Source organism: Limnochorda sp. (assembly GCF_047459355.1).
Lineage (GTDB): Bacteria > Bacillota > Limnochordia > Limnochordales > Limnochordaceae > Limnochorda.
This window is the reverse complement of the sequence record NZ_VSCV01000001.1, coordinates 111,966-133,746: the sequence shown is the minus strand read 5'-3', so window position 1 is coordinate 133,746 and position 21,781 is coordinate 111,966. Positions and strand designations below refer to the sequence as shown.

19 protein-coding genes are annotated in these 21,781 nt (G+C 71.6%); all 19 read right to left on the bottom strand.

Annotated elements, in window-relative coordinates; all coding sequences use genetic code 11:
• Nucleotides 1–5: 5 nt before the first annotated feature.
• Nucleotides 6–1,094 (bottom strand): LptF/LptG family permease, encoded by a 1,089-nt coding sequence (locus FWJ67_RS00695; protein WP_304172159.1) that lies wholly within the window; start codon nt 1,092–1,094, stop codon nt 6–8.
• Complete coding sequence (gene lptB / locus FWJ67_RS00690; protein WP_304172161.1) at nt 1,091–1,810, bottom strand: LPS export ABC transporter ATP-binding protein; 720 nt, start codon at nt 1,808–1,810, stop codon at nt 1,091–1,093. Before lptB ends, FWJ67_RS00695 begins: the two co-directional genes overlap by 4 nt.
• Entirely contained in the window at nt 1,807–2,775 is a 969-nt protein-coding gene (locus FWJ67_RS00685; protein ID WP_414481800.1) for an NAD-dependent epimerase/dehydratase family protein, read from the bottom strand. Before FWJ67_RS00685 ends, lptB begins: the two co-directional genes overlap by 4 nt.
• Nucleotides 2,772–4,025: a lipid-A-disaccharide synthase-related protein gene (locus tag FWJ67_RS00680; RefSeq protein ID WP_304172165.1), complete on the bottom strand. Its 1,254-nt coding sequence runs from the start codon at nt 4,023–4,025 to the stop codon at nt 2,772–2,774. Before FWJ67_RS00680 ends, FWJ67_RS00685 begins: the two co-directional genes overlap by 4 nt.
• 16 nt (nt 4,026–4,041) lie before the next feature.
• Nucleotides 4,042–5,862, bottom strand: coding sequence for an ABC transporter ATP-binding protein (locus FWJ67_RS00675; RefSeq protein WP_304172167.1), 1,821 nt, complete (start codon nt 5,860–5,862; stop codon nt 4,042–4,044).
• The gene (locus FWJ67_RS00670) at nt 5,859–7,232 is read right to left on the bottom strand and encodes a hypothetical protein (RefSeq protein WP_304172169.1); all 1,374 of its coding nucleotides are present in this window, start codon (nt 7,230–7,232) and stop codon (nt 5,859–5,861) included. Before FWJ67_RS00670 ends, FWJ67_RS00675 begins: the two co-directional genes overlap by 4 nt.
• Nucleotides 7,229–8,575, bottom strand: a complete 1,347-nt coding sequence (gene lpxB, locus FWJ67_RS00665) for a lipid-A-disaccharide synthase (protein WP_304172171.1) — start codon at nt 8,573–8,575, stop codon at nt 7,229–7,231. The genes FWJ67_RS00670 and lpxB overlap by 4 nt, the downstream gene beginning before the upstream one ends.
• On the bottom strand, nt 8,554–9,450 hold the full coding sequence (locus tag FWJ67_RS00660; RefSeq protein WP_304172173.1) for an LpxI family protein: 897 nt from the start codon (nt 9,448–9,450) through the stop codon (nt 8,554–8,556). Before FWJ67_RS00660 ends, lpxB begins: the two co-directional genes overlap by 22 nt.
• The gene (lpxA, locus tag FWJ67_RS00655) at nt 9,440–10,237 is read right to left on the bottom strand and encodes an acyl-ACP--UDP-N-acetylglucosamine O-acyltransferase (protein ID WP_304172175.1); all 798 of its coding nucleotides are present in this window, start codon (nt 10,235–10,237) and stop codon (nt 9,440–9,442) included. The genes FWJ67_RS00660 and lpxA overlap by 11 nt, the downstream gene beginning before the upstream one ends.
• A complete protein-coding gene (locus FWJ67_RS00650) occupies nt 10,234–11,256 on the bottom strand; it encodes a sugar phosphate nucleotidyltransferase (protein WP_304172177.1) in 1,023 nt (340 codons plus the stop codon). The genes lpxA and FWJ67_RS00650 overlap by 4 nt, the downstream gene beginning before the upstream one ends.
• Complete coding sequence (gene lpxC / locus FWJ67_RS00645; RefSeq protein WP_304172179.1) at nt 11,253–12,125, bottom strand: UDP-3-O-acyl-N-acetylglucosamine deacetylase; 873 nt, start codon at nt 12,123–12,125, stop codon at nt 11,253–11,255. The genes FWJ67_RS00650 and lpxC overlap by 4 nt, the downstream gene beginning before the upstream one ends.
• Before the next feature lie 86 nt (nt 12,126–12,211).
• Nucleotides 12,212–12,997 (bottom strand): amino acid ABC transporter ATP-binding protein, encoded by a 786-nt coding sequence (locus FWJ67_RS00640; RefSeq protein WP_304172181.1) that lies wholly within the window; start codon nt 12,995–12,997, stop codon nt 12,212–12,214.
• Entirely contained in the window at nt 12,960–14,879 is a 1,920-nt protein-coding gene (locus FWJ67_RS00635; RefSeq protein WP_414482517.1) for a hypothetical protein, read from the bottom strand. The genes FWJ67_RS00640 and FWJ67_RS00635 overlap by 38 nt, the downstream gene beginning before the upstream one ends.
• A 221-nt stretch (nt 14,880–15,100) precedes the next feature.
• Nucleotides 15,101–15,763, bottom strand: coding sequence for a hypothetical protein (locus tag FWJ67_RS00630; RefSeq protein WP_304172185.1), 663 nt, complete (start codon nt 15,761–15,763; stop codon nt 15,101–15,103).
• 18 nt (nt 15,764–15,781) lie between these two features.
• Nucleotides 15,782–16,894, bottom strand: coding sequence for a UDP-3-O-(3-hydroxymyristoyl)glucosamine N-acyltransferase (gene lpxD, locus FWJ67_RS00625; protein ID WP_304172187.1), 1,113 nt, complete (start codon nt 16,892–16,894; stop codon nt 15,782–15,784).
• A gap of 49 nt (nt 16,895–16,943) precedes the next feature.
• Nucleotides 16,944–17,255, bottom strand: coding sequence for a metal-sulfur cluster assembly factor (locus tag FWJ67_RS00620; protein WP_304172188.1), 312 nt, complete (start codon nt 17,253–17,255; stop codon nt 16,944–16,946).
• Nucleotides 17,256–17,348: 93 nt separating this feature from the next.
• Nucleotides 17,349–17,909, bottom strand: a complete 561-nt coding sequence (locus FWJ67_RS00615; protein ID WP_304172190.1) for a hypothetical protein — start codon at nt 17,907–17,909, stop codon at nt 17,349–17,351.
• Between the two features lie 39 nt (nt 17,910–17,948).
• Nucleotides 17,949–19,643 (bottom strand): outer membrane protein assembly factor, encoded by a 1,695-nt coding sequence (locus tag FWJ67_RS00610; protein WP_414482516.1) that lies wholly within the window; start codon nt 19,641–19,643, stop codon nt 17,949–17,951.
• Nucleotides 19,644–19,802: 159 nt separating this feature from the next.
• Nucleotides 19,803–21,758: a SpoIVB peptidase S55 domain-containing protein gene (locus FWJ67_RS00605; protein WP_414481804.1), complete on the bottom strand. Its 1,956-nt coding sequence runs from the start codon at nt 21,756–21,758 to the stop codon at nt 19,803–19,805.
• Between the last annotated feature and the right edge of the window lie 23 nt (nt 21,759–21,781).

Genomic DNA, 21,781 nt, shown 5'->3' with positions numbered 1-21,781 from the left:
TCAGGTTACCGGTCCAACCGGGCCCAGAGAACCCCTCCCACAGCCAGCCCCAGAAGGTTCTGAATCCACGCACCCAGCTCGGGGGGAAGGCTGCCTGATTTGGCCAGGGCTGTGCCAAGGGTCATAACTACATAATAAACGAAGATGACCCCCACCGAAAGGCCGAAACCGACGGAAACGGCGCTCCGGTGGGATTGGATGCCCATCCCCGAGCCCAGAAGGGCGAAGACCAGGCTGGCGAAGGGGATGGCCAGTTTGAGGTGCCACTCCACCCGCTGGGCCCGGGCCTCCACCCCTTGGGCTCGCAGGACCCGGATGTAGGCCCCCAGCTCCCGGAGCCCCATCTGCTCCGGGGGCTTGGTCCCCTGAGCCACCTGCCCCGGCCGGTAGGGGATGGCGGCAGGCTGGCGCCCCCCTTGGAAGGCGATGCGGACCGCCCGGCCATCGGGCTCGAACCGGTACCGCTCGCCGTCTTCCATGGCCCACTGGTCGCCCACCCAGACCACCCGGCGGGCGAAGGTGGTCTCCACCGGCCGCCCGTCCTCGAGACGGATCATGGTCACATCCTGCATGGTCTGGGCCGTGGGGTTGAAGCGGGCGGCGTACAGAAACCAGGAGAGGCGCCCCCCTTGGTACTGCTCCAGCGTGATATTCCGGGACTCGACGGGCAGGGTCCGCCCCCGCACCTGCTCCACCATCACCCGCTCCCGCTCGGTGTTGGCCCAGGGGGCGAGCCACTCATTCACCCCCACGGCGATGAGCACAAAGGCAAGGCCCAAGGCGAGCACCGGCAGGGTGACCCGGCGGAGGCTGTAGCCGCCGGCCTGGAGCGCGACGATCTCCGAGTTGGCCGACAGCCGCGAGAGGGTGAGGAGGCTCCCCACCATGATCCCCATGGGGAGGGTCCAGCCCAGGATCTGGGGGATGCCCAGGAGGAAGGCCCGGACCAGCGCGCCCACGGGTGCTTTCAGGTCGGCGGCCAGGCTGGCCAGGTTGACCATCTCCGCCGCCAGGAAGAGGCTGGTGAAGGCGCCGAATCCAAAGAGGACAGACCCGGCCAGCTCTTTCAGGATGTACCGGTCCAAGCGCTTCACAGGCGGAACCGCTCCCCCAAGTAGAATCGGCGGGCTTCGGGGCTCTCCAGGAGCTCCTCCGCGGTGCCCGCCACCAGGACGTGCCCCTGGTGCATGATGTAGGCCCGGTGGGTGATGGTCAGGGTCTCCCGGACGTTGTGGTCGGTGATGAGAACGCCGATCCCCCGCTGGGTGAGGGAGCGGATCAGCTCCTGGAGCTCGGCCACCGCGATGGGGTCCACCCCCGCAAAGGGCTCGTCCAAGAGCAGGTACCGGGGCTCCCCGGCCACCGCCCGGGCCACCTCGCAGCGGCGCCTTTCGCCGCCCGAGAGCAGGGCGGCCGGCTGTCGCCGCAGGGCCACCAGGTCGAACTCCTCCAAGAGCTGCTCCACCCGGGCCTCTTGCTCCTCCCGGCTCAAAGGGAGCCGCTCCAGGATCAGCCGCAGGTTCTCCTCCACCGTCAGCCGCCGGAAGATGGAGGGCTCCTGGGCCAGGTACCCCAGCCCCAGGCGGGCCCGCTGGTAGACGGGCACCCTCGAGATATCCCGGCCGTCCAAGAAGACCGTCCCCGCATCGGGCCGGACCAGGCCCAGGATCATGTAGAAGGTGGTCGTCTTCCCCGCCCCGTTGGGGCCCAGGAGGCCCACCACCTCCCCAGGCCCCACCTCCAAGCTGACGGAGCGGACCACCACCCGGCCCCGGTACCCCTTGACCAGCCCTTGGGCCTGGAGGCTCACCGGGGCCGCCCTCCGGCCAGCCGGCACAAGGCGTCAGCCTCCATGGGGCTGCCCGCCCGGGCCCAGGCCAGGGTCCGGGCCACCCCCTCCCGGAGATCCACCTGGGGCGTCCAGCCCAGCTGGGCCTGGGCCCGGCGAGGATCCAGGGCGCTCCGCTCGATCTCCCCCGGCCGGGCCGCCTCGAAGACCGGCTCCAGGTGGGCCAAGCCCGCCTCCTCCAAGAAGAGACGGGCCAGCTCCCGGATGCTTGCCTCCTGCCCCGTCCCCACGTTGAAGAGCCCGCCCGGTCCCTCCAGGGCCGCCAGGTTGGCCCGGGCCACATCGGTCACGTAGATGAAGTCCCGGGTCTGGTGACCCGAGCCGAAGATGCGGGGCGGCTGGCCTTGGACGATCCGGGCGGCGAAGGAGGCGACCACACCGCCCTCGGCCCGGGCCTCCTGCCCGGGGCCGTAAACGTTGGCGTAGCGGAGGATGGTGGTCGTCAGCCCCAGGCTCTGGCCGTAGGCCCAGAGGTACCCCTCGGCCGCCAGCTTGGACGCCCCGTAGGGCGAGAGGGGCCGGCAGGGAGCCTCCTCCGCCAAGGGGAGGGCCGCCGGGGCGCCGTAGACCGCGGCAGACGAGGCGTAGATCACCCGCTCCACCCCGTGCTTCCGGCAGGCTTCGAGCAGGTTGACCGTTCCCGTGACGTTGACCGCCAGATCCTGGAGCGGATCCCGGAGGGCCGTCTGCACGTCGACCTGGGCCGCCAGGTGGAAGACGGCCTGGGGCCGGGCCTCGGCCACCACCCGGTCCACCGCCGTCCTGTCCTCCAAGGGGATCTGGTAGAGGGGCACGCCAGCCGGCACCCGCTCCGCCCGCCCCGCGGAGAGATCATCCAGCACCGCCACCGTGTGCCCCGCATCCAGGAGCGCCCGCACCAGATGGGCGCCCACGAAACCGGCTCCGCCCGTCACCAAGGTTCTCACGTCCTTGCCCCTCCCTCCGGCCCGCCCGGCGCCTCCTCCACCGCCCGGAAGGGACCCTCCCCGCCGGTGAGCGCCGCGAGGATCTGGCGGGCCATCCGCCCGGCGGCCCCAGGCTGGCCCATCACCGCCCGGCCCGCCTCGGCCATGCGCCGGTACCGGTGGGGGTCGGTGAGGATCTGGCAGACCTCGCGGGCGACGGCCTCGGGATCGGGCTCGGTCAGGGCGACCGCTTCCCCCAGGAGGCGCTGCTGATCCCGCAGGAAGGTGAGGGTCGCCTGGAACCCGGGGCCCGGGAAGGCGACCACAGGCTTGCCCAGCCCGGCCGCCTGCTCGTTGGCGGTCCCTGCCAGGCCCACCGCCAGACGGCAGGCCCGGACCATGGGGCCGAAGCGGCCCGAGGCGAGCCAGAGCCGGGCGGACCCTCCCTCCCGGGGGGCGAGCCACACCCCACCCGGGGAGGCCTCCGCCGCCGGGGCGGGCTCCCAGCCCGCCGCGGCCAGGGCTTGGACCGCCTGGGCTTCGTCCAGGCCCGAAGCCAGAGGGACCAGGAACCGGGTGGGCTCGGACCACCGGCGGGCGATGGCCCGGGCCGCCCGGGCCATGACCGTCAGGTTCCCGTAGGCGTCCTGGTGGCTGCCGGGCATGAGGGCGATGACCAGCCCCTCCGTCACCTGGGGCGGCAGGGTGCCCTCCTCCAGGGCATCCATCATCAGGTTGCCGGCGTACCGGGCGGGCACGCCCGCGGCGGCCAAGGCCCGGGCGCTGTCCCCATCCCGGGCGAAGACCAGCCGGGCCCGGCGCATGAGGACCTGCTCCGGCCGGCCAAAGCCCCGGATGCGGGTGCTCTTGGCGGTGGCCACAAAGATGACGGGCCGGCGGGCGACCAGGAGACCGGCCGTCAGGGGAACCACATCCCCCACGGCCAGCACCCAGGCTACCTCCGGCGCCAGTTCCCGGAGACTCCGCATCTGCCGCCGGATGAGGCCCAGGAGCCCCGCCCGCAGGTCCCGCCAGAGCCCGCCGCTCCCCTCCAAGATGAAGCCGCCCGAGGGCATGGCCGCCTGCACCCCCACCACCTGCCACGGCGGGGGGGCGATCCCGGCCCCCGTCGTCTGCCAGGCCCGCCCTTCCCCCACCAGGGGGAAGACCCAGGTCTCCAGGGGAAGCTGGCGGGCCTGGGCCTCCTCCAGGAGGGCCAGCACCAGGGTCCGGGCCAGGAGATCCTCCCCGTGTCCATTCGAGAGAACCAAAAGCCTTTGCGGCGCTTCACGAGCCAGAGGCCCCCACCCCCTTCTCTACCTGGGCTTCGAAAAGTTCCCGGTAGAGGCCTCCCAGTCGCATCAACTCCGCGTGGGTCCCTTCCTCCACCACCCGGCCCCCGTCGATGACCAGGATCCGGTCGGCGTTGACCACGGTGGAGAGCCGGTGGGCCACCACCACGCTGGTCCGGCCCTCCATGAGGCGTTCCAGGGCCTCCTGGACCAGCCGCTCCGAGGCGGCGTCCAGGGAGGAGGTGGCCTCATCGAGGAGGAGCACCCGGGGATCCCGCAGGAGGGCCCGGGCGATGGCGATCCGCTGGCGCTGGCCGCCCGAGAGGGTGGCCCCCCGCTCCCCCACCCGGGTGTCGTACCCGTGGGGCAGCTGCACGATGAAGTCGTGCGCGTTGGCCGCCTTGGCCGCGGCCACGATCTCCTCCCAGGTGGCGTCGGGCCGGCCGTAGGCAAGGTTCTCCCGGAGGCTCACCCCGAACAGGACGGTCTCCTGGGGCACCAGGCCGATGGCCCCCCGCAGGTCCTCCAGGGCCAGCTCCCGCACGTCGATGCCGTCGATGCGCACCACGCCCCGATCGGGGTCGTAGAAGCGGGGGATCAGGTTGATCAGGGTGGACTTGCCGGCGCCGCTGGGGCCCACCAAGGCCACCCGCTCCCCGGGCGCCACCTCCAGGTCGATCCCCTGGAGGACCCACTGGCCGGGCTCATAGGCGAACCACACGTTCTCAAAGGTGACCCGTCCCTGGCACTGGCGGAGCCGCCGGGGCTGGGGCAGCTCGACCACCCGTTCGGGCTCGTCCAACAGCTCAAAGATGCGCTGGCTGGCCGCGGCCGCCTGCTGGAGCTGGGTCCAGGTGCGGGAGAGCCCCCCCACCGGGCCCAGCACCAGGGCCAGGTACCCCACGAAGCTCATGAACTCCCCCGCGTCCATCCGCTGGTGGAGGATCTCCCAGCCCCCCACCCAGAGGATGGCGGCCACCCCGATGGCGGTCAGAAGCTCCACCACCGGCGTGATGGTCGCCTCCAGCTGGACCGACTTCATCTGGGCCCGGAAGCCCGCCTCATTCTCCTCGTCGAAGCGGCGCTGGAGCCGCCGCTGGAGGGTGAAGGCCTTCACCACCCGGATGCCGCCCAGCATCTCCTGGAGGGTGGCGGCGATGTCGGCCATCCGCTCCTGAACCCGCCGGCTGGCGTGCCGGATCCGCCGCCCGTACCCGTGGATGGCACCGCCGGCCACCACCAAGACCACCAGGCTGACCGCGGCCATGCGGACATTCAGGTAGACGAGCATGACGGCCACGCCCGCTAGGGTGGCCAGCTGGGCGATGAGGTCCGCCACACCGTTGGCCACCCCCTGCTGGATCTGGGTGGTGTCGAAGGTGATGCGGGAGACCAGTTCGCCCGTCCGGTGCCGCTGGTGGAAGTCCAGGGAGAGGGCCTGAAGCTTCTGGTGGACCTGGCTGCGCAGATCGGTCACCAGGCGCTGGGCCGTGTACCCCAGGAGGTAGCTGCGGCCGTACCGGAAGAGGCCCCGAACCGTCATGAGACCCACCAGGACCAGCACCAGCTGCGTGACCCGGGTCATGGAGCTTTGGGGGCTCAGCACTTCGTTGACGATGCCCTGGCCGAAGATGAGCGGCAGGAGCAGCTCCGTGGCCGAAACCACCAGCATGCAGAGGAGCCCGGCCAAGGCCATGCGCAGATGGGGCCGGATCTGGGCCAGGAGCCGGAGGGCCACGCTCCTCCGGTCAAGGTGGGGACCGGCCGGAGCCTGGACGGGGGTCATCTTCGACGTGGGGACCGTTGCCGGCATCATGACACAACCTCCTGAACATCGGGACCGCCCGACTCGCCGGTCCCCAACCCTGCCTGGGCCAGGGTGAGCACCCGGGCGGCCACCCGTTGGGCGGCTCCGGGCTCGCCTCGCAGCCCTTCCAATGCCTGGCGGAGGTGGGCCCGCCGGGCCTCATCGTCCAGCCAACCGGCCAGCTCCCGGGCCAGCACCTCGGGGCGGACCACCCCGCGCAGCTCCGGCACCACCGCCCGGCCCGCCCACCGGTTGGGGAGGGCCACGAAGCCGATGGACCGGTCCAGCCGGCGGACCGCCCACCGCTTCACCGCGGGCCCCACCCCCGGAAGGCGGCCCACCAGCCCCGGCAGGCCCTCCAAAGGGATCTTCTCGGGCCACTGGAGGGGCAAGACCACCACCATGGGCAGGCCGAAGGCGGCCATCTCGGCGGTGCTGCTCCCGGGAAGGGTGAGGGCCAAGTCGGCAACAGCCATCAGCTCCCGGCTGGCCCCTTGGACCAGCTCCACCCGGAGCGGCCGGCCCCCCTCCACCCGCTCGGCCAGCACCACCCGCCGGACCCCCGGAAGATCGGCTGAGGACCCCTCAACCCCCATCTCCCGCCAGCCGCCCGCCTGCCTGAGGGCCCACCGGGCCACCGCCAGGGCCTCCTCCCCGTCCACGAAGGGGGAGAGGGCGACCACCGCGCGCAACGGCCGCCCCGGCTTGCCGCGCGCCGGATCGGGCCCCGAAGGCCCGGCCAGGCAGGCCAGAGCTTCCAGGTAGAGGGGCAGGACCAGGTGGATCTCGGCCGCCCGGCTGCCAGGCAGGAGGAGGAGGAGCTGCTCTCCAGGCTCCAGGCCCAGCCACGCCCGCACCTGGGGCAGCGGGATGCGGCTCCGGGCCGCGTCCACCATCAGGTCGCCCACCACCTCCAGGCGGGGCCGGAGCCCCTCGGCCTGGGCCCCCAGACGCCTGAGGGCCCGCTCCAGCGCCCGTTCATCGGGCAGAAGAAAACGTTCAAACGTTCCTGTCCACCGGACCCGGCCCTCGGTGTAGGCCAGGGCCCGGTACCCCAACCGCCGGGCGATCCAGGCGGCGTAGACCATGTCGCCCCCCAGGAAGAGGACCGCGCCGCGGCCCACCGGCTCATACCCCCGGGGACGCCGGCCCAAGAGGAGCCACCCCAGCACCTCTTGGGGCTCCAAGACCGCCACCCGCGGGTCCCCGCCCAGGAAGGAGCGGACCACCCGGGCCTCGGCGCCGCTGGCGTAGGTGCAGGGCGGGATCATCACCGTCAGCCGGCCGTCGGCCAGCCGGGGCAGGAGCTCCCGGGCCAGGGGCTCAAGCCAGGTGGCCACCTCGCCGGGGCTGTTGACCGTGACCACAACCTCCGTCATGGGCCGGCGCCACCTTCATCCCCACCCCGGGAGGCGGCTCCATCTCGGGGCTCTGCCCCCGGTCGGGAGAGCCCCTTCCCAGGCGCAGGCGCCCCCTCGCCCCCTTCCGCCTCCCCGGCCACCTGGAGGACGATTTGGGCCACCCGGTCCACCACCCCCGGCTCGCCCAGCCGTTCCCGGACCGTCGCGTACCCCTGGCGCTGGGCCTCCCGGGCGGCCGGCTCCCGGTGCAGCCGGACGGCCTCGGCCACCAAGCGGCGGGGCGTCGCCTCCCCTTGGAGCAGCTCGGGGATGATCTTCCGCCCGGCCACGATGTTGGGCAGGCCGATGTTGGGAATCTGGAGGAGCATCCGGCCGATCCAATAGGTGGAGGTGGCGACCCGGTACAGGAGGATCTGGGGCACCCCCACCAGGGCCGCCTCCAGGGTGGCCGTCCCCGAGGCGATCCAGGCCTGATCGCTCAGCTGCAAGGCCAGGAGGCTCTCCCCCACCAGGAGCTGGACGGGCGCGGGGGCCTCCGCCACTCGGTCTTCCACCCACTGGCCCACCGGACTGCCCGCCAGGTTCTCCGCCAGGGGAAGAAGAAAGCGCGCGCCGGGAACCTCCTGGCGGAACCGGTGGGCGGCCTCCAGCATGACGGGCAGGAGGGTCCGGATCTCCTGCTCCCGGCTCCCGGGGAGCAGGGCGACCACCGGCTGGGCCGGGGAGGCCGACTCCTCCCGGCTTCCCAGGTCCGGGCGGTCCACCGGTTGGGGCAGCCCCAGGCGCTCCCGGGCCTCGGCGAGGGCCGCCTCATCCCGCAGGCCCCGGGCGACCACGTCCACCAGAGGGTGGCCCACGTAGGCCACATCGGCGCCCGCCTCCCGGTAGACCTGGGCCTCAAAGGGGAAGACGGAGCAGACTTTCCGGACCGACCGGGCCACCCGCTCGGCCCGGCTGCGGCCGTAGGCCCAGGCCGTGGGGGCAAAGTAGTAGACGGCGGGGATGCCCAGCTGGTGGGCCACCTCTGCCAGGCGCATGTTGAAGGCGGGGGAGTCGATGAGGACCAGGCAGTCGGGCCGGGTTCGCTCCAGGATCCGGCAGACCCGGACGAAGAGCCGCTTGAAGACGGGGTAGCGGCGGAGGGACTCGCTCCAGCCGATGCTCCCCAGGCGGGTCGGGTCGAAGAGGATCCGGACCCGGGCCCGGCGCATCTGGGGCCCCCCCAACCCGTAAAGCCGGACCGGCGCGGCGGCGTGCAGAGCGCGCGCCAGGGCGGCGCCGTGAAGGTCGCCCGACGCCTCGCCTGCCACCATCATGATCCGCTTCCGGTCCGCCCGCCTCACCCGGGCCACACCCCCCACGTCGTCGCCTTCTCCTCCCGCACCCCGATCAGGCAAATCCCGGCCCGATCGGCCTCCTCGATCACCCGCTCCCGGTCGACCAGGATGGTCTCGCCCGCCTCCAGGGCCAGAACCCGCACCCCCGCCTGCTTGGCCACGGTGACGGTGTCCAGGCCCATGGTGGGCAGGTCGAAGCGGGCATCCTGGGTGGGCTTGCGCACCTTGACCACCACCGCCCCCGGACCGCCCAGGGCCCCACCCCGCAGGATGCAGGGGTCGGTCCCTTCGATGGCCTCCACCGCCAGCACCGCCCGGTCCTTGACCACCACCGTCTGGCCCAGGTCGAGCCGCCCGATCTCCCGCGCCACCCGGAAGCCGATGCCGATGTCCCGCCGTTCCTCGGGGGTGAGCCCCGTCTGGGTCAGCTGGCCCTCGGGCATCAGCAGGTGGGGAAGGGCCCACGCCTGGGTGGGGATCTCAAAGCCCATCCGCAACAGGTCATCCACCAGGGCCAGCATGATGGCGTCGTCGTTGAGGGCGGGCAGCTCCGCCAGGAGCTCCGCCAGGGCCTGGTCGATGGCCGTATGGTAGAGGTTCACCTTGGGCACCTTACCCAAGAGCGCCACCCGGCGGACCCCGCCTTCCACCAGGAGCCGCCGCACCTCCCCCCACTGGCCCACGGGCAGCCGGTGGTAGGCCCGGGCGTACTGGGGCAGCTCCGGATCCACCTCAGGGCCCACCGCGAGGACCAGGGGCGGCGCGCCCAGCCGGCAGAGCCGTGCGGCCGCCTCGGTAGGGAGCCGCCCGTTGCCCGCCAGGATGGCCACACCCTGGATCTCATCCATGGCCACACCCTGGATCTCATCCGCCCCCTGGGGCGCGCGCTCAGTCGTCATGGTCCGCCCCCGCCCGCACGAGCCCCCGCTGGGAAGCCCGGGCAAAAGCGACCAGCTCGGCCAGCTCCGGGACCGACCCCAGGGCTTCAATCTGGGCCAAGGCCTCCTCCAGGCGCAAGCCCGACCGGAAGAGCAGCCGGTAGGCCTGCTTCAGCAAGGACCGAGTCTGGGCCGGCATGCCCGCCCGGCGGAGCCCCACCACGTTCAAGCCGTAGGCGCGCGCCGGGTTGCCCGCCACCAGGGTGAAGGGGGGCACGTCCTGGCGGACCATGGCCAACCCCCCGACCATGGCCAGCCGGCCCACCGAGACGAACTGGTGAATGCCGGCCATGCCCCCGATGACCGCCCCGTCCCCGATCCGGCTGTGGCCGGCCAGGCCCGCGTAGCCGGTGAGGATCACCCGGTCGCCCATTTGCACGTCGTGGCCCACGTGGCTGGCGTTCATCAGGTAGCACTGGTTGCCGATGCGGGTGACGCCGCCTCCCTTGACCGTCCCCCGGCTGATGGTCACATGCTCCCGAATCTCGTTGTCGTCGCCCACCACCAGTTCGGTGGGCTCGCCCCGGTAGCTCAGATCCTGGGGCGCCAGGCCCAGCGCCGCCCCCGCGCCGATCCGGTTCCGGCGTCCCAGGCGGGTGGGCCCGTAGATGACCACGTGGGGGCCGATCTCCGTCCCCTCCCCCACCTGGACAGGCCCCTCAATGATGGCATAAGGGCCGACCTTCACGCCGTCGGCCAGCTCGGCCCGCCGGTCGACCTGGGCTGTCGGATGGATGGCGACGCTCACCCCTGCACCAGCCCCCGCTCCGGCTCGTCCACGCTTCCCGAGCCGATGACAATCTCCGAGTGGTCCCCGATGTTCAGCCGGCTCGCGCTCCCCTGGACCCGGGCCTCCTCGCCCACCAGGGAGTGGCGGAGCAGCACCCCGTCCACCCGGGCGCCTTCACCGATGATGCTGTCGCTGACGATGGAGTTGGCAATGACCGCCCCCGCCCCGATGGAGACGTAGGGCCCGATGATGGAGGCCCGCACCTCCGCGCTGGGGTCGATGGCCACCGGCGGCCGGATGATGGAGCCCTCGAAGGGCCCCGCCCACCCCGGGGACCGCTCCAGGAGGACCCGGTTGGTCTCCAGGAGGGTGTCGGGGTTGCCGCAGTCGTGCCAGGTCTCCACCTCAAAGGTGGTCAGCTCCGCCCCTTCCTCCACCATGATCTGAAGCCCGTCGGTCAGCTGGTACTCGCCCTTGACCTTCCGCCCCTCCTCAATCACCCGCTCCAGGGCCCGGTAGAGCAGCCCCGGCTGGGTCAGGTAGTAGATGCCCACCAGGGCCAGGTTGGAGGTGGGCTCATCGGGCTTCTCCACCAGCCGGACCACCCGGCCGTGCTCCACCTCCGCAATGCCAAACCGGCGGGGATCCTCCACCCGGCGGACCGCGATGGCGTTCTGGCCCCCGGCGACCACCGGCTGCAGGTCGGCCTCCACAATGGTGTCGCCCAGGACGATGAGCACCGGCTCATCGTCGGCCACCACCGGCCGGGTGAGGTGGATGGCATGGCCCAGGCCCTTGCGCTCCTGCTGCTCCACCACGTGGACCTGGAAGCGGTAGCGCCCGCGCACATACTCGACCACTTTCTCACCCAGGTAGCCCACCACCAGGACCAGCTCGTCGACCCCCAAAGGCAGCAGCCGATCCAAGATGTGGGCCAGGATGGGCTTGCCCGCCACGGGCACCAGGGCCTTGGGGACGGTGTGGGTTTGGGGCCGCAGCCGTGTCCCTACGCCCGCCACGGGAATGATGGCCTTCATTCCGACTCTCCTCCTTGAAAGACCGCTGAAAGGGTTTGGGCCAGGCGGCGGTTCAACGCATGCCCCGAGGCAATGCCGATCACGGTGCCGGCCAGCGGCCCCAGGACCGCCAAGTCGCCCAAGAGATCCGCCAACTTATGCCGGGCCACCTCGTCGGGAAAGCGGAGCGCGGTCAGGATCTTCTCCTCACCGACCAGCACGGCCATCCCCGGCTCGCCCATGGCCAACCCCTCCCGCCGGAGGGCCTCCACCTCGCTCAGAAAGGCGACGGTCCGGGCCGGGGCCACCTCCTGGAGGAAGGGCTGGTGCTCATCCCCGTCGTGGTGGAAGCGGAAGCTGTACTGCTGGCTGGCCAGGCTCCGGTGCTGGCTCAGGAAAACATACCGGAGGGCCAGGGTCGCCTCCTCGTCCGCGCTGGGCGGCAGCGCGACCAAGGTCGCGCCGCCCTCCTCCACCAGCACCGGCGCGGGAATGGGCCGGACGGGCAGGGCCTCCCCGTCGGGTTCGATCTCCCGCCGCCCCGCCTCACTCAGAAGGCGGGTGAAGGTGGCCACGCTCCCGTCGCCGGCGGGCAGTTCCTCGCCCCAGACCTGCACCTCCACATGCCACAGCCCCATCCCCGCCAGGGCTGCCAGGAGGTGCTCCACCGTCTGGACCCGGGCTTCGCCCACCCCCAGGGTGGTCGACCGGCGGGTGGCCACCACCGCGTCAGGGCTGGCGGGGATGACCGGCTGCCCAGGAAGGTCGCTGCGGACGAACCGGATGCCGCCGCCCTGCGGGGCCGGTTCCAGGCGGATCCGGCTCCACCGGCCCGAGTGGATCCCCTTCCCTTCCAGTTCCACCGGCCGCGCGATGGTCTCCTGCCGCATCGAGACGGCCCCCTTCCCATATCTTCCGCTGCTCCAGCATTCGGCAACCCACCAGGGCTCCCTGCTGCCTGGCCCCAGCCCGTCCCTCACGCCCCCAGGAGGGCCTGGTAGCGCCGGGCCACGGGGGAGGTGGGGTGGGCCAGCACCTCCTCGGGCGGCCCCGCCTCCACCACCCGGCCGCCGTCCATGAAGACCAGCCGGTGGGCGACCAGGCGGGCGAAGCCCACCTGGTGGGTGACCATCAGCATGGCCCGCTCCGTCTGGGCCACCACCTGCTCCATCAGCTGGAGGATCTCGTGGGCGACCACCGGGTCCAGGGAGGCGGTGGGCTCGTCCCAGAGCATCAGGAGCGGGTCGTTCACCAGGGCCCGGGCGATGGCCACCCGCTGGCGCTCGCCCCCGGAGAGCTGATCGGGCAGCCGCTCCGCGGCCCAGGCCATCCCCACCTGCTCCAGGGCCCCGTCGGCCTGGGCCAAGGCCTCATCCCGGGGCGTTCCCCCGGCCACCAGGCCCAGGGCCACGTTCTGACGGGCGGTGAGCCGCCGGACCAGATGGGATCCCTGGAAGACAAAGCCGATCCGGCGCCGGAGGAGCGGCAGCTCCCGAGGGGTCAGTTCGGCCACGTCCAGCCCGCCGATGGTCACCGTCCCCTGGTCGGGCCCTTCCAGGCCGGCAATGCACCGCAGAAGGGTGGACTTGCCGCAGCCGCTGGGCCCTAGGAGGACCACCACCTCGCCGGACCGGACCTCCAAATCGACACCCCGGATGGCCTGGGTGGAGCCGAACCGCTTGACCAGGCCCCGCACCCGCAGGACCTCCTCGCCCAGGAGCCGCTCAGGGGCGCCCGGGACCCGCTCCGTGGCCGTCGCCATGGATCCGCCTCCTTCCTCGGATCGTCTCGCCCAGCCGGGCCCAGAAGGGCCGCCGGGGATCGCCCGGCCCCTCCAGGAGCCGCCCATTCCGGGTCATCAGGCCCAGCAGGGAGGGGCGGGCCTCGGGCAGGATGACCGCCTCCATCACCTGGACGGGGGTCAGCCCGGCCGCCACCGCCAGCTCCACCTCTTCGGCCCGGACGGGGTTGATCCGGCCCGCCAGGGCCCAGGCGAGGAGGGCCAGGACCGCGCCCAGCAGGAAGGTACCCTTCCCGTCCACCCACGGCAGCTGGGCCCCCGAGAGGGTGGCGGCCACCGTCAGGAGGGAGCCGCCCCAGACCATGGCGAGCCACCAGGTTCCGTCGAAACCCCCCCTGCTCCAGCGCCGGAGGGGTCGGGTCCCCTGCCGTCCTGCGGGCCGACGGGGCTGGAGGCGGCCCAAGGTGCGGGCCCCCTGGCGGATGACCGACAGGTCCAGGAGGAGATGGGCCCCGCCCAACCCGATGACCAACAGCCCCGCTACCAGCCCCTGGGCCTGGTGGAGCATCTGCATCAGGCTGGCCCGGGGGCTGGGCCGCACCGCTGCCGGAGGAAGCACCCGCACCCCCTGCTGCTCATCGCCCAGCGCGTCTTCAATCCTTTGGGTTAGGGCTTCTGCCGCCACGGGTCCCGTCACCAGGAAGGCGAGGCGCTCGCCCGACTCGCCCAGGTCCGAGCCCCATTGGGCAAGGAGACCGGCCAGCTCCTCCACCTCTTGGTCGGTCAACTCAGGGAGACGGTCCATGGCCGCCTCCAACCGGCCCGCGGCCGCCTCCAAGGCCGCCGGATCCATGGCCTCCAGGCTCGCCTGCAGCGTCTCCAACTCGCCCTGGAAGGCGGCCAGCCCCTCCCCGTCGAGGGCCTCCACCGCGGCCAGGGGATCCTCCGCCCCCTCCCGGGTGGCCGGTCGCCCGGGGGCCGCCTGGGCGGTCCCACCCACCAGGTTCTCCATCAGAATCTGGGCCAGGAGCCCCAGGGTGGTGCTCCGCCCCTGGGGGCTGGCCAGCTCCTGGGCCAGCTGGTCGACCCGGGCCTGGAGGCTCTCCACCTGATGGAGCGCGGTCTGGATCTGGGCGGTCGTCTCCTGGCCCGCCTGGATGGCGGACCGGGCGGCCCCCTGCCCTTCGGCCACCGCCTGGGCCAGTTGCCGCAGCTCCTGGGCCGTCTGGCCGAAGGCCGCCTTCAGCCCCGTCTCCTCCCGCAGGAGGGGAAGGAGCTGGCCCAGCCGGGCGACGGCCCCCGCCAGATGGGCCCCTTCCGCGCTCTCACCCAGCGGGTGGAAGGGGAGGCCCGTCCCGGCTGTCAGGCGATCGGCGAGGGCCTGGGCATCGGCCGGGCCCTCCTGGGCCAGGATGACCTCCACCAGGCTCTGGGCCTCCACCAGCTCCTCCAACCGGCGGGAGACCTCAGGGAGCTGCCCCGCTCCCTCCAGAACGGCGGTGAGGGTGGTTCCGTGCCAGAAGACGAAGGCGACCCCCGGGATGGCCGCCACCTGCCGGGTCAGCTCCTCTTCCAGGCCCGGGGGCACCCCCGCCAGATCGATGGAGGGCTCCACCAGGTAGGTGATCCCGTTGTACCCGGGCAGCTCCCGCACCGCCTGAGGCAGTTCCTCCAGGCCGGCGGCCGTCCGGGCGCTCTCAGGAAGGGCCACGAAGAGGTTGGCGTTCCCCACCACCTCCGGCCCCCGGTGGAGCCGGACGCCGGGGTAGGCCGCGGCGAGAAGCTCTTCCGCTTCGGACAAACTTTGGAAAGCCGTTTCAGAACGCCAGTGGAGGATGGCGTCGTAGGCCCCAGCGTCGCCCAGGGCCTCATCGACCGTCCGGCCGAGGTATACCCTGGCCACGCGCGCGCCGGCCCACGCTCCTCCCGTGGTGAGGAGGGCGGCCAGAAGCCAGAGGAGAATCAAGTGTTTTCCGAAACCATCTTGGAGAAGAATCCGCACGGACACCGTCCCTTTCGTGGTGGGCCGCGCGGATTATAACACAGACCGGGAGCGGCCCCGGCCAGCAAGTGGTGCCGCTCCCGGCAAGCTCCGACGGGATTGGAAAAGATGATGAGAGGCTTCTAGAAACTGGTTTGGTAACTGACGCCCACTTGGAAGGATTCGAGACTCCGCAGGGCCAAGGTCGCGTCGAATCCGGCAGCCAGGTTGAAGCGGGTCCCCACCAAGAGGGAGTCGCCGTCGGCCTCAATCAAGAGGGTGGTGGGCGGGAAACCGCCCCCCGCCTGGACGGGGTTGAGCAGCCCGCTCAGGCCGATGAAGAAGGGGTGGTCGCTCCCTGTGGTGAGACCCCCGTGGAGGCGCCAGAGGTTGCTCAGGCGCTTGCTCAACGTGCCGAAGAAGCTGGGGGAGTCCACACCGCCCCAGGTAAAGCCCAGGGCCAGGCCCGGCAGATCCCGGGTCTCGGCCAGCACCCCGATCTTGGCCCCCAAGCCCAGGGTGCCGTCGCCACCCCGACCGCCCGTCGACCCGTTGACCGCCACCTCCAACCCCGGCACGATGCCGAAGGCAACCGCCGGCTGGAACGCCGAGGACTGGCTGTTGTAGTAGAGGGAGAGGCGGAGGCTCTCCGGCGGCAACACATCGGCCGTCTTCACCTCCACCAAACCCGTCAGGCCCGACGTGGTCCCCCCGGCCCCCACCGGGACGGGAACGAAGAACACGGCAGCCAGCACGGCGGCCAGAATCCCCCGCCAACGCCTCCCTTGCCTCACCACATAGGTCACCTCACTCGCCTCAAGCTCTCACTCTTCCCCCGTGGTTCCCCGTGCCGGCCCCTCGTCCCTGCTCAAGGACTCCCCCGCCCGCTCGCCCCGAAGGAAGGCGAGCTGGTCCCGGAGGAGGGCCACCTCGGCCCGCAGGGCGGCCACCTCCCGCAAGAGCTGGGGCACCCGCCGCTGGGCGGCAAGCATCCGCATCTGCTCCCCGTGGGGCCGAGCCGGGAGCCCCGAGACCAGACCCCCGTCCACATCTTTCAAGACGCCGGCCTGGGCCGCGACCATGGTCCCGTCGGCCAGCCGGACATGGTCGCTGACGCCCGCCTGGCCCGCCAGGATCACCCCTCGACCCAGCCGGGCGCTCCCCGCCACCCCCACCTGGGCAACCAGCAGGCAGTTTTCCCCGATCTGGACGTTGTGGGCCACGTGGACCAGGTTGTCGATCTTGGTCCCCCGCCCGATGACCGTCGCCCCCAGGGTCCCCCGGTCAATGGTACTGTTGGCGCCGATCTCCACATCATCCTCCACCACCACGGTGCCCAAATGGGGGATTTTGTGGTGCGTTCCCGTTCCGTCGGTGGCGTAGCCAAATCCGTCGGCCCCCACCACCGCCCCCGGCTGGAGGATGACCCGGTCCCCCAAGTGGACCCGGTCGGCCACCACGCTGTTCTCCCGCAGAAGACAGTCGCGGCCCACCACCGCCCCCCGCCCCACCCGGGCTCCCGGGTAGAGCCAGGTGCCCGCGCCGATGCGGGCGCCGGGCCCGATAAAGACGTAGGGACCCACCCGGACCCGCTCCCCCAGCTCCGCGTCGGGGGCGACACAGGCCGTGGGATGGATCCCTTCCTCCAACCAGCCCGGCTCCTGAAAGAGGGCCAGCACCTGGGCGAAGGCGACCCGGGGATGGTCCACCCAGATGACGGGGCGGGTCGTCTTCACCTGATCCCGGAGGCTGCGGGGGGCCAGGAGGAGGCCGGCCCGGCTCTGCTCCGCCCGGGCCCAGGGCTGGCCTTGATCCAGATAGGCCACATGGCGCGGCCCCGCCTCGTCCAAGGGGGCGGGCCCCGTCACCACCAGGTCAGCCGGGCCGTCCAGCTGGCCCCCCAGCCGGGCGGCCAGCTCCTCCGCGTGGCGCTCCACCGCTCTCCCTCCTGCCTCCCTGCCTTGGCGCTCCTGGGCCTGGCCCGTCTCAGCGGATGCCCCAGCGCAGGAGCCGCTTCGCCTCTTCGCTCATCATCTCCGGCGTCCAGGGGGGATCCCAGACCAGCTCCGTCTCCACCGAGTTGACGCCGGGCAGAGGCTTGACCGCCGCGTGGACCTGATCGTTGATGGTGGCGTACAGGGGGCACCCGGGGGTGGTGAGGGTCATCTTCACGTGGACGTGCCCTTTGGCCTCGTCGATCTCCACCCCGTAAATCAGCCCCAAATCGACCACGTTCATGCCCAATTCGGGGTCAATGACCACCTTCAAGGCTTCACGGACCGTCGCCTCGTCGACCAAGGGTCCCGCCTCCTCTTCCCATTGGCCCGCGCGCGGGCTCTCCACCTATTGTAATCTCCCCAGGCGGGAGGCGTCTGCCTGGCGCCGCAAGGCTTATCCTTCCTCACCGTTCTCCGGGGAGGCCAGTTGGACACCCAACCGGCGCAGGACGGGGCCCGTCAGATCGATGCCCCCGTGGAGGACCAGCGGCTGGGTCATCACCCGCGGCAGCCCATGGTCCCCGGTCACGGTGAGGACCACGTCCTTGGCCAGAACCGTGGAGACCCCGTGCTCGGCGGCCACCGAGGCGATGGCGGCCGCGATGTTGGCCTTCAGTTCCTCCTCGAAACGCTCCACCCCGGCCGATTGCGCGTTGAGCTCCGCCTGGTACACGTTGAAGAGGGCCTGCTTGGCCTCGTCGTCCAGGCCCACGCTCTCCTCGTCAAACTTGGCCTGGAGTTCGATCAGCCGTTGCTCCAGTGCGGCCAGAGACGGCTGCAGGTTGGGCAGCAGGTACTGGGCTTGGATCACCTGCAGGTCCACGTAGCCGACGGCCGGCCCCTCCCCCTGGGCCCCTGCCCCCGCAGGGGCGAGAAAGACCAGCGCCGCCAGCAGCGCGACGACGGCGCGGCTGGCGACGACGGTCCCCCAGCTCCCTCCATGTTCCCGTACCACCTTGGCCCCTCCTCTGATGCCCTTCCCCCCGGTGCCGGGTCAGAAGGTCTGTCCAATGCTGATGTAGGGCTGGCCCGGCCGATCGGCGCTCATGCCGTAGTCGAGGCGGAGCATGCCGATGGGCGTGTTCAGCCGGATGCCGAAGCCGTACCCCACCTCCAGGTCGGCCAGCCGGACCGCTTCGTCCTTCTCAAAGTCCCACGCCCGGCCCGCGTCCACGAAGAAGACGCCCTGGACCTGATCCGCGATGGGGAACCGGTACTCCGCGTTGGCCACCAGCTTGGCGTGCCCCACGAACTCGCCGGGGTCGTACCCCCGCAGGGTCTCGGAGCCGCCCACCCAGAACTGCTCGCTCCGCCGGGCCTCGCCGTTCAGCCAGCCGGTGCTGAGGCGGAAGGCCAGGGTCTGGTTGGAGCTCCCCACCTTGATGTAGCGGCTGAAGGTCTCTTGGTAGATCTGGTGGCTCCAGTCACCGCCCAGAAGCCCGCCGCCGAAGGTGACCGAGAGCCGGTTCCGGTACCCCGTCGTGGGGAAGAAGGGGTGGTCGGTGGTGTCGGTGGCCAGGGCCAGCTCAAAGGACCGGTAGCTGCTGTTGGCAAATCTGCCCAGGTCTGGGTCGTACGCCTTTTCGTCGTAGGTCCGGGTGTCCATGGAGAAGGTCCCGATGAGGCGGCTGTAGCTCCCGACGGGGTGGCCCAGGCTGAGGCTCAGCCCCAGGTCGTGGTACCAGCTCTGGGACGGGTGCTTGGTGTCCACCCGGTTCCGGTGGAAGAGGCTCACCCCGAGGGAGAGGCCGCTGTCGGTCAGGTACGGCTCCCGGAAGCGGAGCTCGTACTCGCTGGAGGAACGGGCCACCGAGATCTTCACGCCCGCCTCCTGGCCCCGGCCCAGGAAGTTGACGTCCGAGACGTCCACATACCCGCCGAAGCCCCCCGGCGAGCTCCAGGTGACCCCCAGGCTGGCCATCCCTGTCTTCCGCTCCTGGACGTGGACGATCAGGTCCAAGGTCTCGGGGTCGCCCGTCTCAGCGAAGCTCCGGCTCACCTGGTCGAAGTATCCCAGCTGGAGGACGTCCCGCAAGCCCCGGTCGACCACCTTCAGGTCGATGGGGTCCCCGGGCTTGATACGCATCTCCCGCAGGATGACGTAGTCCAGGGTCTTCTGGTTCCCCTCCACCCGGATCTCGTTCAACCGGACAGGCGCGAAGGCGAGGGTGAGGACGCCCTCATCGTTCCAGGTCGGGGTCTGGGTGGGCCGGATCAGGAGCCCCTCCTGTTCCAGCGCCTGGTACTGGATGGTGGCGAGGGCGTTCTGAACCTCGTGCAGGTCGAGGACCTCACCCGTCACCAGCCCCGTCTCCGCGAGGAGCGCCTGCTCGTCCAGACCCTCCAGCCCTTCCAGGACCACCCGGGTCAAGACGGGCAGCTCCTCCACCACGAAGACCAGCTGGATCCCGCCGGGCACCACGGGCATGTGGAAGCTGACGCTCTCAATGGTTCCCAGCTCCAGGATGGCTTGGGCATCCTTCTGGAGGGCCTCAGGGTCCACGGGCCGGCCGATGCGGCTGGCCTTGATCTGGTCCAGGATCACCTCGGCCGGGACCCGCTGGTTGCCCCGGACCGCAATGGACTGGACGATGGGCTCCGTCGCCTCCTGGGCCTGGACCGCAGCGGCCGGCCCCAGGCTGATCATCAGCCCCACCAGCAGCCAGGTCAGGATCCTGAGACGATGCATGGTCTGATTCCTCATTGGTCGCACGTGAACGCCCCCACTCGTCGTTGGCAGCTCCAGGGTGAAGGTCCCCGGCCCGGCTCGAGCCGGCGCCAAGCCATAGGTTCGTGGCGGCCCAGACCCATCCTCCCGGAAAAGGGCCTGTAATTCCTGTTCCGGGAGTCAGAAGGGGGTGGAACCGGGAGCCTCTGCCGCGGGTTCCTCTTCCTGGACTGGCTCGACGATCTCCAGCTCGAACTGGTCCGATCCCCGGATGACCCAGTCGGTGGCCAGGCGGGCCTGGACAGGCTTCCCGTTGCCGGGCAGGCTGGGCTGATGGCTGCGGGGCTGGTCCCGATCCTCCTCCGCCATCGGCGCCCCCTCCCCTTCGGTCCGGGCCGGGTTCTCCGCGCCGGCCTGGGACTCCGCCGGCGGCAGCGGGCCGAAGGGCGGGTAGAACTCGGCCACCAGCTCGTAGTTCCGCTCCCGGGTCCGGAAGGTCTCCAGCTGCTCCTCCAGGGAGCCGCCCTCGGGCAGGGGGAGACCTTCCTCCACCGGCTCGCCCGTTTTCTCCTCGGCAAAGAGCTCAGCATGGACCACGGCCGAAGGGCTGGTGCTATACCCACCCCGGACCGTCACCGCCACCCGGCCGGCGGGGGTGCCCGGCGGGATGGTGAGGCGGATCGCCCGCGTCTCCCGGGGGCCCCGGTAGGTCTGGAGCTCCACCTCGATGAGGACCGAGTCGCCGGCGGCCACCCGGGTGGCCGCGGGGCGAACCTCCACGATCTGGGCCACTTGGGGCTGGCGGGTGATGCGGGCTTCCACCTCCACCCGGCGGAGGGGCACTTCCCGGAAGGGATTGGCCGCCAGCAGCTCCACCCCTTCCAGGAGCTCGCCCACGGCCAGGGCGGAGACGTCCGATTCGGAGTAGACCATGTTGTCCCGGACCAGGGTTTGGGGGAGGCTCTCCGCCTCCAGGCGGAAGAGGACCCGGGCGGTACCGGGGCCGATGCGGTCGATCCCCTGGTCCAGGGCCTGGAGGACCCCGACGGTGACCAGATCGGGCAGGAGCCAGGGGTCGTCCACGGCCCAGAAGCTGAACCGTTGGGGGGTCTCCCCCTGGGGATGGTCCAGGTCAGTGACCCGGACCGCCACCTGGACCCGCTCGGGGAGGGGGCCCAAGCGCCCGGCCACCCCGGCCGCCCGGTCCTGGGTCAGGGTGCCCGCCGGGTCGGTCACCACGCCCACCTTGAAGGGCATCTGGGCACTGGAGACGGTCCGGAGGATGGCGGCGCCGCTGGTCACCCAATGGACGGCGCCCCCGTTGAGGAAGGGATGGCCCAGCCCCAGGAACCGGTCCCCATCGGTCCAGGTGACGGTACCCAGGGCCGAGAGGCTCACATCACCGCCCAGGAGCTGGACGCCAAAGGCGCTCCCCGGCTGGAAAGAGACCGTCCCCGGCTGGACCGAGGCGGGGGCCGTCCCTGTGGGCACGGTGAGGAAGGGACCCCCAGGGAGCCGCTTCGCCCACCCCTCCACCAGGTGGAGGGCCCGGGGCCCGAACCCGCCCGCCATCAGCGGCGTGGCCAGGGGGACCAGCACCTCGGTGCCTGGCGGCAGTTGGGCGAGAAGCTGGGCGGCCGTGGCCTCATCGGGAGCGAAGGCTACCTGGCGGGGTCCCGCGGGCGAGGGCGCCTGGGCCGCCGCGTCCTCAGCCCCCATCCGCTCCAGAACCCGGAGCATGTCGCCGATGGGCGTCACCAGGCCGATCCGGTGATCGGCGTAGCCAAAGCCGTAGGCGATGGCGCCCACCAAGCGGCCGTCCACGAAGACAGGGCTGCCGCTCATGCCGGAGGCGATGCCGCCTGTCTGCTCGATGAGGGGGCCGGACGTCTCCACCAGGAGGAGGTCACCCGCCGGCCCCGCCCCGGGGAGGACCCCGAGGAAGAGAACGTCAAAGGCTTCGATATCCGTTCCCCCGATGACGGTGTACCCCGTCCCCCGGAGACCGGGCGCCACCTCTTCCACGGGGAAGAGCTGGCCGTTCCAGATGGGGGCGGCCCCTGCCGGCGCTGTCAGGCCCAGGAGGGCCGCTACCAGGAGCCAAAGCGCGTGCGCCTTCAGCCTTGTGAAGGGCATGGATCTCTCCCTCTCTCCGGGAG

Coding starts and splice junctions, on each gene's coding strand:
- FWJ67_RS00675 (WP_304172167.1), bottom strand. CDS start 5,862: ATGATGCCGGCAACGGTCCCCACGTCGAAGATGACCCCCGTCCAGGCT.
- FWJ67_RS00670 (WP_304172169.1), bottom strand. CDS start 7,232: ATGACGGAGGTTGTGGTCACGGTCAACAGCCCCGGCGAGGTGGCCACC.
- FWJ67_RS00660 (WP_304172173.1), bottom strand. CDS start 9,450: ATGACGACTGAGCGCGCGCCCCAGGGGGCGGATGAGATCCAGGGTGTG.
- FWJ67_RS00650 (WP_304172177.1), bottom strand. CDS start 11,256: ATGAAGGCCATCATTCCCGTGGCGGGCGTAGGGACACGGCTGCGGCCC.
- lpxC (WP_304172179.1), bottom strand. CDS start 12,125: ATGCGGCAGGAGACCATCGCGCGGCCGGTGGAACTGGAAGGGAAGGGG.
- FWJ67_RS00640 (WP_304172181.1), bottom strand. CDS start 12,997: ATGGCGACGGCCACGGAGCGGGTCCCGGGCGCCCCTGAGCGGCTCCTG.
- FWJ67_RS00610 (WP_414482516.1), bottom strand. CDS start 19,643: ATGCATCGTCTCAGGATCCTGACCTGGCTGCTGGTGGGGCTGATGATC.
- FWJ67_RS00605 (WP_414481804.1), bottom strand. CDS start 21,758: ATGCCCTTCACAAGGCTGAAGGCGCACGCGCTTTGGCTCCTGGTAGCG.